Below are 12,542 nucleotides of genomic sequence, written 5' to 3'. Positions count from 1 at the left end.
CCTCATTGACGTTAATGGTATAACTATACCACATAAATTAACCTATATTTGTGAATCACAGCTTACAGGGCGAGGAAAGGATACGATTTCTATTATAATGCTAACTGAGACACAAGTGTAATTGCGTTAAATGGTTGCGATTAATCCCAAAATTCCCACAGGGAGTGCTGAACTATGGTAACCCAGCGCAGTGGGCCCGCTAATGTTCCGTTGCCCTCCCCATTTCCCGAGGGTTGGTACTTCGTCGCGACCCGCCAGGCCGTACTGAAGTCCGGGCTCGTCCAGAAGACCTGGATGGGCGTGAACGTCGTCATCTGGTGTGACCGGAACGGACGTGCCTGCGTAGCCGAGTCGGTCTGCCCGCACCTTGGCTCCGACCTGGGACCTGAGGCAGGGGGCTGCGTACGCGACGGCCTGCTTATCTGCCCATTCCACGGATACGAGTTCGACACCACCGGCCAGTGCGTCGCCACTCCCTACGCCGAGGCGCCAAGGACCGCCAAGCTGCGCACCTTCGAGACGCACGAAATCAACGGGCTGATCTTCGCCTGGTGGGGAATAGGCGGACGGGAGCCGCAGTGGCGTCTGCCCGAAAAGGCGCCTGACCAGGTCGGATGGTGCGACTTCAAGGTCAACACCCTCCGCTTTCCGGGCCACCCTCAGGAGACTACAGAGAACTCTGTGGACATGGCCCACCTGCGATACGTGCACGGCTACGACAACGTGAACCCCGTCCAGGAAGTGTCTGTGGACGGCCACCTGCTGGAGGCTCAATTCGACTTCAAGAGGGTTCGCACCATCGCCAGGTTCGCGAGCCTCACTCTTGACGTCTCTGCCCACGCCCATATTTATGGGCTGGGCTACTCGTACGTGGAGGTCCGCGAGCACTCGATCGGCATGGACATGCGCCTGTGGGTGCTGGCGACTCCGGTCGACGGCAAGCTCATAGACCTCACGCTGGTCTCGCAGGCGCGGGAGATTCGGAAGCCCAGGCGGAGGATCATAGGCTTGGGACTGTTCCCTGTGAGCTGGCGAGCGCCCTTGATCAACAGGTTCATGGCGGCCCAGCAGCGGGATGACGTCCTGCAGGACGTGGTCATCTGGAGCCGCAAGCAGTACGTATCGCGTCCCCGTCTCTGCCGGTCCGACGGCAAGATCATGCCCTTCAGATACTACTGCGCCCAGTTCTACCCAGACCCGAGCGAGGGCGAGAACACGCCTCCGCCTCAACTGCGGTCCAGCTTCCGCGGCTCAACGGCCCCGTTCGAGACAACGACCGCTCGTCGTTAGGGTAGGGCCCGCCGCGCTACTCCGGTTTGCGGGCGTGGATGAAATACATCGGAGTGACAAGAGCCTGACGGAATCAGCCCGCTGTTGACCTACGAACTGCCAGCCATCACGCCGTGGCAACCTTCTGATCAAGGGGCAGAGTTCCCAGTGTCCCGGGATTGCTGTACTCAAGCACAAGAAACGTGCCGATGCTGATGGGCAGGACCAGGGCGGTGGCCGCGACGACCAGCTTGGTCGTCAGACTGAAGCGTCCGAACCTGCGACGGGAGACTATGTCCGACAGCACCAGGAAGCCAATCCCGCCGAGAAAGACCATCAGAGTGGTTACGCCGATTACGGTCCAGTCCGAGCTGAAACGCCCTCCATGTGGGGCAATGGAAAACCCGGGCGTTATTGAAGGCGGAGACGGCCCTGAAGAGGGATTCGACCGCGGTATGCGGAGTCAGGTCGTCCACCCAGCACAGCCTGAGGACCAGTACGACGAAGGCCAGCACCTGTGGGGCGACTGCGAACGAGGCAACCCCGGCCCAAGCCGACGTTCTCTCCACCATAGCTCTCCCTGATCAGCAATCTTTGAGAGAGTGAGATGCGCTGACCAAGGAGAACAAGCGCGAAAGTGGCCAGGGTCATGAAACCCAGGCCACCCACAAAGATGATCCCCGCCAGCACGATCTGGCCGCTGGTGGTCCAGTAGGTCGTGGTGTCCTCCACTGCCAGGCCGGTCTCCGTTATGGCAGTGGTCGCGGTGAAAGCTGAGACAAACAGGTGGCGCGCTCTGCCGCCCGAGGTGTGAGTGAACGGAAGCGCCAGGGTCAGGGTGCCGAGCAGGGCCAGACTGACGAAGACGTAGATGACTATCAGGGCAGGCGACATGCCCCTGCGCGTCTTGCGCACGCTATCAGCAGAGAACCTGAGCTTCTCCAGACTGCTCTGCCTCGGTACCCTTACCAGACTGTCCTCCGGCCTTGGTGTCCAGCTGATTTCCACTTCATGCCTGCCTTCACTCGGAGTGTTCAGAAGAAGCTTTACAGCTCCTGGCAGTCCGGCCGACTGGTCGGTCTACAACCGTGCGAACACCACCGATAACCCTGAATATCACTAACCATGGCCATAAACAAAAGGCTAGTATAAAACTAATGGCAATCAATCCGACTTTATGACTATTGACCGTCAACCGAGAGTGCTAGCCGGTGTCTTCTGGAACAATTGCCCCCACCCTGACGCCCCCGTACACTGTCGGCGACTGGAATCCCGACTACACACACCACGGAGGCGCGCTATGAGTGAACTGGACGACCGCTACGAACGAGGACAGGAGACACGGCGGATGTTCGGCGGCGGACAGATCTCCGGCGGGTCGGCGCCGGCAGCGTGGGAGCTTGCGCCGGACCTGGAGAGAATTCTCGGCGAGGCGCTGTTCGGCGACATCTGGAGGCGGCCCGCGTTGACGCCGGTACAGCGGGAGATGATCACGCTGTCGTGCCTCATCGTCATGAACCGCGAGGTGCAGCTCAAGCGGCACCTGGGCAACGCCCTGAACGTCGGACTGACCCCCGAGCAGCTCGTGGAGCTGATCATTCACGACACCTGGTACGGCGCAGCGCCGGCGGGCATCCAGGCGCTGACGATCTGCAAGGAGGTCTTCGAGGAGCGGGGGATAGACTTCACGCCGTCGCGTGTCCACGACACCGACGAAGACCCCGACAGCCTGTTCCAGCGCGGCGAGGAGCTACGGCAGCGCTACATGGGCACCACTTCGCCGACACGCGCGAACCAGCCGACACAGGCTGAGAGGGAGCTGGGTCAAATCACCGGAGAGTACTACTGGGGCGCGACCTGGACTCGACCGGGGCTCGATCTCGCCAGCCGCTGCATCTGCACCATGGCGTGCCTGGCCGCGCTGGGACGCGAGGGGCCGCTGCGGAGCCACATCAGGGCCGCGCTGAACATCGGGTTCACGCAGGACCAGATCATCGAGGTGTTCGGCCACATGACGCTCTACGCCGGCATACCGTTCGCCCGGGGCGCAATGGACCTTGCCAACGAGATATTCACCAGCGGGTGAGGTTGCCGATGTCCCTGTCTGCAAGCCTGCACATCTCGTTCAGACTGAGGCGGTCGCATAAGCCCATGACGGCGCCATGTGAGCCTCTAACGACGGGAGTCCCGCTCATGTGATGTGGGGCTCACTGATCCCAGCCACGCTAATCCCCGGTTTTCGCAACCCCCGTCCTTAGCCTCAAGGCACCGGCGAGACTCGTTCCCCCTCGCTGGCGACTGGCTTTGTTGGCGCTGGTGTGACGATGGTCAGAATGGCGGCGAAGACCATTAGGGCGACACCCACCCACCACGCGGGATCGTACGTGCCTGTGAAGTCGTGGATGTAGCCGGCTATGGGCGCTCCAAGTCCGCCGACCACGAGGTTGATCGGGTTCACGAGTCCGCGGATGCTTCCAACGCTGTCGCGACCGAAGTAGTCGGCCCAGATGAAGTTCTGCAGGAACATCATGCCGCCGATTCCCAGTCCGAATACCGCCATCGATACGAACACGATCAGGATGTTGTTGGCATAGATGGTCAGCACGCTCGCCGTGGCGAGCAACATGAAGCCGGTCGCTCCGAGATATCGCGCGGGAATGTACCTGACCAGCATCCCGAAGGAGAAGGTCGACACGCCCGCGCACACGGCGTCGAACGCGGTGGCGAAGGAGATCAGCGTGGGGTCGAGCCCCTTGTCCATGAAGGAGGGGATTCTGTGAAGGCCGACGGTGCTGGTGGCGAGTGACACCGCGCTGAACACGATGACCAGCCTCCACAGCGTTGTGCTTCGTATCGCCTCGGACACGGTCCAGGAGACCTCATCGGAAGCCGCACCTGGCGCGCCGGAGTCTCCTTCCTCCGAGTCCCGTGCTACAGCTCCGTCGGGCAGGAGTCCAATATCCTCGGGCTGCCTCCGGACGAATATGCCAGTGAGCGGAACGACCACACCTATCCCGATAACGGCCAGGACTATCCAGGACATCTCCCAACCGGCGACGTTTATGACGAACTGGGTGAGTGGGATGAAGATCAGCGCCCCGAAGGGGACTCCCAGAGACATGAAGGCGACGGCCTTGCCCCGGTCGACCACAAACCACTTCAGCACCGGCACGGACGTGACCAGCGCCCCCGGGCCGCTCAGTCCGACGAGTCCCATGATGGCGAACAGGGCGATGAGCTGCCAGGCATGACTTATGTATGCGAGCCCGATCATGGATACGCCGGTCAGGGTCACCGCAACGGACAGCATGATGCGGGCGCCGTACCTGTCGAGCAGCCAGCCGACGACTGGGCTGGTGACGGAGCTCGATGCCTGACGGGCAGTCTGTGCCCAGCCGAAGTCGGCGCGCCCAATTCCCAACTGGTCTCCCATGGGCTTGATGAACAGGCCGAAGTTGAGTGACCCCATGCCCATCGTCACAGCCCTGGACACGGCCATCACGGCCACAATCACCCAGCCGTAGTAGAAACCCGGCTGGCTATCTTTCATCGATCACGTCGATCTCTCTTCTCCAGGGTCCCTCCCGCAATCACCCCCACGCTCAAGACAGTACGGTAACATGAACACGACATCTGTATACGTGGGTTGAACTGTCCCAAGCATCGGAGACGCTCGAGTCAATGCTGAGGGGCCGTGGTTCGAAGAGTTCAGGAATGGTCTGATGACGGGAAGGCAGCGGACACGAGAAGAAGATCTGGCTGTGCTCTACCTCCGGAACAGGAGTATAAGCCAGTCTGATCCTGCTATAACAGAGCTTGCAGAAGCCACCGGGCGTTCTGAGGCGTCCATCTGGATGCGTAAGGGCAACTTCGACGCGCTCGATCCGTCCGTACCGGAAGCGGGACTCGGGAGGGTAGCCGAGGTGACCCGGAAAGTGTGGGCTGAGTACCAGCATGATCCGCAGCGAATCCTCTCCGAGGCGCGTGCTGCCTATCGGAGCCTCCTGGTGATCAACCAGGTCCGGCTGGAGAGGATCCTGGACGCGTAAATACCGGAAGCAGGACTATCAATGAGCGACACTCGCGATAACGCAACTGACGGGGCGGATGGCATCCTGGGCGAGGACCTTATCGGCTCGGCTCACTCCCTGCTCCCCGAAATCCGGGGCATGGTCGATGAGATCGACGATGCGCGCCAACTGCCAGACCGCCTGGTGACCAGGCTGGCCGATGCGGGGTTCTTCCGCATGTTGCTGGGCCGGGAGCTGGGCGGCCTGGAGGCCGATCCGCTCACCGCGGCGCAGGTGGTGGAGACGCTGTCCACGGTCAGCCCCTCCGTGGGTTGGGTGGTGATGATCGTCGCCTCCACGAACTTCTGGACTGCCAGGGTACTGCCGGATGAGGCAGTCACGGAAATCTTCACACCTGGCGTGCCAATAAACGTGGTCGGCAACCTGGTGCCCCATGGGCAGGCGCTGAGGGTCGACGGCGGCTGGCGAGTATCAGGTCAGTGGCCCATGGGCAGCGGCTGCCACCAGGCTGACTGGATGGCCAGTGGCGGCTGGCTCCACGACGAGCAGGGGCCGATCATGGACGGCGACGTCCCCGGCTGGCGGGTGTTCTACACGCCGATTGGTGACTGCCACATCCTCGATACCTGGCACTCGACGGGCCTGCGGGGTACCGGCAGCCACGATTACACGATGGACGACGTCTTCGTTCCCGACCGGATGGTGTCCCAGCACCCGCTGCGAGCGCCGAACCTTCGTCCGAACCGTCACTACACCTACAGCGCAATGGTGGTCGGCGCGATGGCGTCTGTTGCGTTGGGCGGAGCGCGAGGTGCGGTCGACAGCCTGATCGAAATCCTTGGGGGGAAGCAGGAACTGCCAAGCAGTCGTCCAGCGTCAACCAACTTCGACAAGCAGGGCGACCTGGGGGCCGCAGAAGCCCTCGTGGGCAGCGCGCGGGCCTACCTGCATGACACTCTGGCCCAGGTGTGGGCGAAGATCACCACCGGCGAACCGCTGAGTTCGGAGCTGCGAGCCCGCTTTCGCCTGGCCTGTACCAATGCAGGCACCGCCTCAGTCGACGCGGTGGACCGGGTGTACCGCGCCGGGGGCACTGAGTCCATATACGTCTCGTCGCCTGTGGAGCGGCTGTTCCGCGACGTGCACACCGTCGCCGCACACGTCGCCATGCGGCCTGCGACCCTGGCCGACGGCGGAGCGCTGCTGCTGGGTGAGAGGCCGAATATGCCGGGGTTCTAGGGAGCCTCTCGGCTGCCTGCCGTAGTTGGTTCCAGTACTGTGAAAGACTCCGGTACGATGACCGCACTATCTCGACACGAACCAGGAGGTTGATCATGACTTCGCAACAGCCGATTCGACTTGGACTTATCGGAGCAAACATTCACCAGGGGTGGTCGCCGAGGGCGCACCTGCCCGCGCTGGAGGCCCACTCCCAGTTTGAACTGGCAGCCGTCTGCACCACTCGACGGGAGTCGGCGGACGAGGCGAAGGCGGCGTTCAACGCGGGGAGCGCGTGGGACGACTACAACAAGATGCTGGCCGACGCCGACATCGATGCCGCCACGATCTCGCTGCGGGTGCCATCGCACTACGAGCCGACCATGGCGTCGCTGCGTGCAGGCAAGCACACCTTCACCGAGTGGCCGCTGGGTCGCACCACCGCAGAGGCCATCGAGATGGCCGAGTTCGCCCGTCAGCAGGGCGTCAGGACAGCGGTCGGTGTGCAGGCGAGGGCAAATCCCGCCATCATCCACCTGCGCAACCTCGTCGCCGACGGGTTCGTGGGACGGGTGATGACCTGTCACGTGCGGCTGATGCGCGAGGGCGTGCTGTCGCGGGTCTCGGGACGGACGTGGCAGCGTGACGTCGAGCTTGGTGCGAATACGCTGACCATCGCCTGCGGACACACCATCGACGCGATGTGCAGCGTGGTCGGCGAGTTCGCAGACGTGGCCGCCGTCGTCAGCACACAGGCCACCACCTGGCACGAGACCGACACCGGTAAGGACCTGCCGGTGACGTCGCCGGACAACATCCTGGTCAGCGGCAACCTACAGAGCGGCGCCGTGGCGTCGGTGCAGGTCGGCAACACCGCGTGGGCCGGCAGCGGCTACCTGATGGAGGTCTACGGCGAGGAGGGGACGCTGGTGGCGGACTCGCCGGACTCGCCTCAACTGCAAGACGTGAGAATCAGGGGAGCCCGCGGAGGCAGCAACGACCTGGAGGACCTGACACCTCCCACGGAGCTGTATCCCGCGCCTGAGATACCCGACGGATCGCCGTACAACGTCGGCCAGCTCTACAGCCAGTTCGCAGCGTCGATCCACGGCACGGCCAGCGCAGTCCCCGCCGTCCCCGACTTCGATCACGCCGTTGGCCTGCATCGACTTATCGACGCCATCCAGCAGTCGAGCGACGAAGGACGGCGTGTAACAGTGGCGTGAGGTGACACGCAGTAGTCGGTCCAGACCGTGGTACAGTCCTACTGGGGTGCGATCTCGACTTGACCAAGGCTTGATCGCCAAGCCGTTCCACCTGTTTGCTGACCATGTCCGTCGAGTGACCTAGTGGTGTGCCGATGCTATGCTGTTGACAGCCCTGACAACTAACCGTTGGAGATACTACGGAGCTACGGCATGACGATCGACCAGGATCTCCTGAAGCGGATAACCGCCCGCCCCGATGTCTTTGGCGGCAAGCCGATCATTCGCGACATGCGTGTGTCTGTGGAGCTAATTCTGAGTTTGCTCTCCCAGGGTGTCGAGCCTGAGGACATCCTCGACGACTATCCTGACCTCGAACTGGAGGACATTCGCGCCTGCACAGCCTACGCTCATGCTGTTATTGCAGGAGACTCTCTGGCCGCTGTGTCTGTAGAGGGTTAGTGAGGTTTCTGGTTGACCGGTGCGCCGGCGCCCGTTTAGCAGAGTGGCTTCGCATCAACGGACACGACGTTGTCGAGGCCAGGGAGCTCGGCCCTGACCCAGGAGATCGAGCCCTGCTGGAGCTGGCCGCACTGGTCACATCATCAGCCCTGTTCGGCGCAGAGAGGAGACGCCCATGCTGAAGCGGGCAAACTCGCGGGACGCCAAGTTCGGAGCCGTAGTTGGAATCGTGCTTGGCGGCGCAATTGGGTGGGCGCTGGGCGACACCCTGGGCATCGTCATCGGAGTCGTAATCGGGGTAGCCGTCGGCGCTGTGATTGGTGCGTTCGCCAATGTCATCGGGTACCGGACCTTCTACCCATAGGTCTCCCGTGGCGTTCATCAGCCAGTTCATACTTGGCCCCATTACCAGCATCGTGATTGTCGCCGCTGGGGTCTCCGACCCCAGCAAAGAGAAGGCACATTATGTCCAATGACGACACGACAGGCGCGAACGTCGCGCTGCTTCGCGGGATCAACGTTGGCGGGAAGAACAAGCTGCCGATGGCGGACCTTGCTGCCATGTTCCGGGAGGCGGGATGCGACGACGTCCGGACTTACATCCAGAGCGGGAACGTCGTCTTTCGCGCCGACTCTGCGCTGGCTGGAGACATCCCGTCTCTGATCAGTGCGTCGATCATGGACCAGTTCGGCTATAGCATCCCTGTGGTCACCCGCACGGCGAGTGAATTCGAGGAGATCGTGCGAGCCAACCCCTTCGCGGAAATTGGAGCTGAGGCGAACAAGCTGCACGTCATGTTCCTGGCTGATCTGCCCGACCGGGCGCACGTCGAGGCGCTTGACCCGAATCGCTCGCCCGGCGACGAGTTTGCGGTGCTGGGGCGTGAGGTCTTTCTCCATTTTCCGAACGGGGTTGCCCGCAGCAAGCTCACGAATGCCTACTTCGACTCCAGCCTCTCGACCACCAGCACATCCCGGAACTGGAGAACGGTGGGGAAGCTCTTGGAGATGGTCAGCGCGGCCACCTGAGTCGCAGAATAAGAACACGCTTGGAAGGTGAAATGGCATGACACAGAAGCTGCGTCCGGACGACCAGAGGCTGAGCTGGCAGGGCGCCATATCATTCAACGACACCGCCGACTGGCGTATGCCGTGGCGGATCCCATTCGATCAGATTTCGCTGTACCCGCCGGATGCTCTGCGCGAGAGGGCCGCCGTAACCGCCGGTCAGAGACCAGCCAGTCGAATCAGGAAATATCCTGTGGACTACGTGCTGAAACCGTAGTCGCGTTCCACCCTCGCGACGCGTACCTTGTAGCTTCTATAGTAGATCTCGCGGCCCCGCTCCTGAATGACGAGATGCTCCGCGAGCTGCTTGAAGGCTTGGATCGACTCATCGCTGTCCCAGTACGATACGGCGATGCTCAGGTCATCGTCGCCAGCGGCCTCGATACCAAGGAAGCCAGGCTGCTGCTTTGCCAGATCGAGTATGGTCTCTGTGTCCTCGGCGTAGCCCTCGTGATTGCCGGTGTGCGTCGATGAGAAGATCGCCGCGTAGTACGGTGGCTGTGGTGTGTTCGCCTGTGTCAACTATCCTGGCTCCTGTGAAACTGCCCAATTGCGCTGTGCGACGGCCGCACCCGCTGCTCGTCAGAGTACGCCGGACCTATCTACGTTCCGCCATCCAGAAATCATCGGGCTTCTTGTCGAACTTTCCGTGTCCTGCCAGATCATCCAGCCATACCCAGGTCTTGTTCAACCACCTCCACCGGAAGTTCCTGATGATGAAGCGTGGTATCGCATACATCTTACTGGGCGGTTTGGTCCAGGCGCACCTGCGGACGCACGTGCTGCAGGTGCTTCCGACACGGATCTGGAACGTGCTGCACTTCTCTGCATCCACCTTCCACGAGAGCACTCCCGACGAGTTGCTCTTGGCCAGGGGCTCGAAACTCCGGTCGTCCGTTGTGATGGCCTTGGTGCCGCACTTCGGGACACACTTCTGACACGCGTTGCAGAACTCGGTGATGCCTGAGTCAACGGCTCCGATGGCCTCCAATGGGAGATCGGTGAAGATCTTGGAGATACGGCAGCGCGACCCCACCTTGGGGTTGATCAGGAGGCCGTGTCTCCCAAGCTGGCCCAGACCCGCGTCGACAGCCAGTGGAATGCTCAGCGCTGTGTCATTAGCCATAGGGATGGCGTTGTACCCCAGCCCCCGTATGAACTCGGCGGTCATCCACAGCGTCGGGGCCATTCGGGCATACGCCAGCGTACTGAGTCCCTCAGTGAGAAGAGCCGGTGCGTACTCCGTGCCATCGACGTCCTTGCCCCACTCGTGGAGCATCACGACGACATACTTCATCTCCTTCGGGATGACCCGGGTCCCATCTTCGAGGCGAATGGGCCGGTCGTACTGTTCGTACCCGGGCTCATCGGAGAACTTGATGGGGTAGGCCTCCTTCGTCTCATCGTCGAAGTAGTGGGAATACACCCAGCGACGGTCCAGCTTAGCGAAGCCAACCTGGTCCGCTCCGAACATCTGGGCGGCCTTCCGCAACATCTCCGAGGCCTCTTCAGGGGAGGTTTCGGGTCGACCCGTGGGTGAGGGCTCCATCTCAGACTGCCATGCGTTTGCTGGCCTATCGGACTGGTTCTTCGAGAAGTCCATGAGATTCAGCAGGGACTCTGATGCGTATTCCAGTCCCCATGCAGGAGCCTCGAATCCGGCGCGTCCCTTCTCCGTAAGCTCTCGCTGCTTGACCTTCAGCTTGTCCCGTTCAGCCTTGGACCGGGCATCCCAGATCATCTGCGAGCCCATGTGGTTCTTCTGGTTGAACCGGACGTACGAGTCCTGCACCTGGTACATTTCGGCAGCCGTGACGTGGCCGTTCGTTTCTGAGTCCTGTTCGGAGTGGGATTTAGTGGGCCGCCGTATCTGAAGTTTCATAGCATGAATTCTCCTACAGGTATCGCATTGTCACATAGTGGAGGCTGACCGGCTTTTTTGCAAATGTACCAATGACCACCACATCAATACCCGACGTTTCTGGTGAGGTTGCTTACGCTGGAACTGCCTGCTAACTTTGGACAGGCTCAAGTCACACAAAAAGGGTATCAATTACCGACGGATACCGGCATTATGTGCGTCAAAATAGGAGGTAAACAAATGTCAGACGTTGCACAGCGAGTCAATCAGGTAATCGCCAGGGAACTGAGGGTCCCGGAATCTTCAATAACGCCTGCATCGACGTTCACAGAAGATCTTGGGGCGGACTCCCTGGCGCAGACCCGACTTGCAATGGCCCTCGAAACTGAGTTCAGCTGCACCATCCTGGACAGCGACGCCGACGTGATCTTCACAGTAGAAGGACTGGTCAAGTACATAGAAGGACGCTTGCCCGCTTAGATGACTCAATTTTGGAGTGTGCCGGAACCGTCGGAGGTGCTGGCAGTCCAACTTACGAACGGTGCAACGGCGCAGGTGCGGCGACACGGCAACCCGGAAGGTCCCCGGGTTATCCTCAGCCACGGTTGCGGCTTTGCCGCAGATATGTACCTGCCATACTGGTTGCTGTTCAAGGACCGTGTTGACCTGCTGGTCTTCGATTTTCGCTCTCATGGATGGAACCTGGAGGGCGACCCCGCGTCGCTAAACTTTCCCACGTCCGTTGACGACTTCGACGTCATCCTGCGGTCAATCGGACAACGGTTCGGAGAGAGGCCAGCGGTAGGGATATTCCACTCCATGTCGGCACTAACCGCCCTGCTGTTTGAACAACAGCGGGGCGGGTTTGCAGGTCTGGTGCTCTTCGACCCGCCAATCCAGGAGTCAGGCAGGAATCCTGAAGATCTGGTGTATATATCTGAGCACATGAGCCGAGGTGTGCCCCAGCGCCAGGACCGGTTCGACTCTCTCGATGACTACATCGCACACATGGACGCGAATCCAGCCCATCATCGGCTGCGCTTTGGGGTATCGGGGCTCATGGCGGAAACCCTTCTGCGCCCCGATAGTGAAGGGTACGCGCTCCGGTGTCCGAAAGAGCACGAGGCGCAGATATACCGGTTTTTCTACGGCTGGTCAATGCAGATAGACACCAAACTGGTCAATTGCCCAATCAAGGTTGTCGGCTCGGACCCGACAACTTCGTTTACGTTCATGCCGAGCATGGACTTTGCCGAGTTGGCTCGCATGAACTACGACTTCCTGCCGGATGCCACACACCTGCTCCAGTTGGAAGAGCCGGAACATTGCGCGGAAATCACCCTTCAGTTCTTGAGCGAGATCGGGCTTCTCTAACAGCCGATCTCGAGTTGGGGTCTGCTCTAACGCAGGCTTTTGAAGATTAGCATT

17 protein-coding genes are annotated in these 12,542 nt (G+C 61.1%); 12 read left to right on the top strand and 5 right to left on the bottom strand.

Going from position 1 to position 12,542, the window contains the following annotated elements:
- The first annotated feature begins 174 nt into the window (after nt 1-174).
- A complete protein-coding gene (locus J4G14_08670) occupies nt 175-1,290 on the top strand; it encodes a Rieske 2Fe-2S domain-containing protein (protein MCE2457873.1) in 1,116 nt (371 codons plus the stop codon).
- A 106-nt stretch (nt 1,291-1,396) separates the two neighbouring features.
- Here the strand turns inward: J4G14_08670 and J4G14_08665 are convergent, their stop codons facing one another.
- Both J4G14_08665 and J4G14_08660 read right to left on the bottom strand, forming a co-directional pair.
- Entirely contained in the window at nt 1,397-1,606 is a 210-nt protein-coding gene (locus tag J4G14_08665; protein MCE2457872.1) for a hypothetical protein, read from the bottom strand.
- A gap of 74 nt (nt 1,607-1,680) precedes the next feature.
- Nucleotides 1,681-2,277, bottom strand: a complete 597-nt coding sequence (locus J4G14_08660) for a hypothetical protein (GenBank protein ID MCE2457871.1) — start codon at nt 2,275-2,277, stop codon at nt 1,681-1,683.
- Between the two features lie 292 nt (nt 2,278-2,569).
- On the opposite strand from J4G14_08660, the gene J4G14_08655 reads away from it, so the two are divergent.
- A complete protein-coding gene (locus tag J4G14_08655) occupies nt 2,570-3,355 on the top strand; it encodes a carboxymuconolactone decarboxylase family protein (GenBank protein ID MCE2457870.1) in 786 nt (261 codons plus the stop codon).
- A 174-nt stretch (nt 3,356-3,529) separates the two neighbouring features.
- Here the strand turns inward: J4G14_08655 and J4G14_08650 are convergent, their stop codons facing one another.
- Nucleotides 3,530-4,819, bottom strand: coding sequence for an MFS transporter (locus tag J4G14_08650; protein MCE2457869.1), 1,290 nt, complete (start codon nt 4,817-4,819; stop codon nt 3,530-3,532).
- Between the two features lie 172 nt (nt 4,820-4,991).
- Here J4G14_08650 and J4G14_08645 point away from each other — a divergent pair, with 172 nt between their 5' ends.
- The 8 genes from J4G14_08645 to J4G14_08610 all read left to right on the top strand — a co-directional run bounded on the left by J4G14_08645 (nt 4,992) and on the right by J4G14_08610 (nt 9,470).
- On the top strand, nt 4,992-5,318 hold the full coding sequence (locus tag J4G14_08645) for a hypothetical protein (GenBank protein MCE2457868.1): 327 nt from the start codon (nt 4,992-4,994) through the stop codon (nt 5,316-5,318).
- Nucleotides 5,319-5,339: 21 nt separating this feature from the next.
- Complete coding sequence (locus J4G14_08640) at nt 5,340-6,539, top strand: acyl-CoA dehydrogenase family protein (protein MCE2457867.1); 1,200 nt, start codon at nt 5,340-5,342, stop codon at nt 6,537-6,539.
- Between the two features lie 95 nt (nt 6,540-6,634).
- On the top strand, nt 6,635-7,744 hold the full coding sequence (locus J4G14_08635) for a Gfo/Idh/MocA family oxidoreductase (GenBank protein ID MCE2457866.1): 1,110 nt from the start codon (nt 6,635-6,637) through the stop codon (nt 7,742-7,744).
- Nucleotides 7,745-7,936: 192 nt separating this feature from the next.
- Complete coding sequence (locus tag J4G14_08630; protein MCE2457865.1) at nt 7,937-8,185, top strand: DUF433 domain-containing protein; 249 nt, start codon at nt 7,937-7,939, stop codon at nt 8,183-8,185.
- Nucleotides 8,185-8,367 carry a DUF5615 family PIN-like protein gene (locus tag J4G14_08625; GenBank protein ID MCE2457864.1) on the top strand — a complete coding sequence of 61 codons (183 nt, stop codon included), beginning with the start codon at nt 8,185-8,187 and terminating at the stop codon, nt 8,365-8,367. Before J4G14_08630 ends, J4G14_08625 begins: the two co-directional genes overlap by 1 nt.
- Nucleotides 8,361-8,549: a hypothetical protein gene (locus J4G14_08620; protein ID MCE2457863.1), complete on the top strand. Its 189-nt coding sequence runs from the start codon at nt 8,361-8,363 to the stop codon at nt 8,547-8,549. The genes J4G14_08625 and J4G14_08620 overlap by 7 nt, the downstream gene beginning before the upstream one ends.
- A gap of 101 nt (nt 8,550-8,650) precedes the next feature.
- Nucleotides 8,651-9,214 carry a DUF1697 domain-containing protein gene (locus J4G14_08615; protein MCE2457862.1) on the top strand — a complete coding sequence of 188 codons (564 nt, stop codon included), beginning with the start codon at nt 8,651-8,653 and terminating at the stop codon, nt 9,212-9,214.
- A gap of 37 nt (nt 9,215-9,251) precedes the next feature.
- On the top strand, nt 9,252-9,470 hold the full coding sequence (locus tag J4G14_08610; GenBank protein MCE2457861.1) for a hypothetical protein: 219 nt from the start codon (nt 9,252-9,254) through the stop codon (nt 9,468-9,470).
- Here the strand turns inward: J4G14_08610 and J4G14_08605 are convergent.
- Both J4G14_08605 and J4G14_08600 read right to left on the bottom strand, forming a co-directional pair.
- The gene (locus tag J4G14_08605; GenBank protein ID MCE2457860.1) at nt 9,452-9,775 is read right to left on the bottom strand and encodes an antibiotic biosynthesis monooxygenase; all 324 of its coding nucleotides are present in this window, start codon (nt 9,773-9,775) and stop codon (nt 9,452-9,454) included. The genes J4G14_08610 and J4G14_08605 overlap by 19 nt on opposite strands.
- Nucleotides 9,776-9,851: 76 nt before the next feature.
- Nucleotides 9,852-11,135, bottom strand: coding sequence for a reductive dehalogenase (locus J4G14_08600; protein MCE2457859.1), 1,284 nt, complete (start codon nt 11,133-11,135; stop codon nt 9,852-9,854).
- 219 nt (nt 11,136-11,354) lie between these two features.
- Between J4G14_08600 and J4G14_08595 the strand changes: the two genes are divergently transcribed.
- Together J4G14_08595 and J4G14_08590 are read left to right on the top strand one after the other, a co-directional pair.
- The gene (locus J4G14_08595) at nt 11,355-11,594 is read left to right on the top strand and encodes an acyl carrier protein (GenBank protein ID MCE2457858.1); all 240 of its coding nucleotides are present in this window, start codon (nt 11,355-11,357) and stop codon (nt 11,592-11,594) included.
- The gene (locus J4G14_08590) at nt 11,595-12,488 is read left to right on the top strand and encodes an alpha/beta hydrolase (protein ID MCE2457857.1); all 894 of its coding nucleotides are present in this window, start codon (nt 11,595-11,597) and stop codon (nt 12,486-12,488) included.
- Nucleotides 12,489-12,542: the final 54 nt, after the last annotated feature.

The organism is Dehalococcoidia bacterium, from assembly GCA_021295915.1.
Classification (GTDB): Bacteria; Chloroflexota; Dehalococcoidia; order Lucifugimonadales; family UBA1123; genus VXRN01.
The sequence above is the reverse complement of the archived record's forward strand: the minus strand, read 5'-3'. Positions and strand labels throughout refer to the sequence as shown.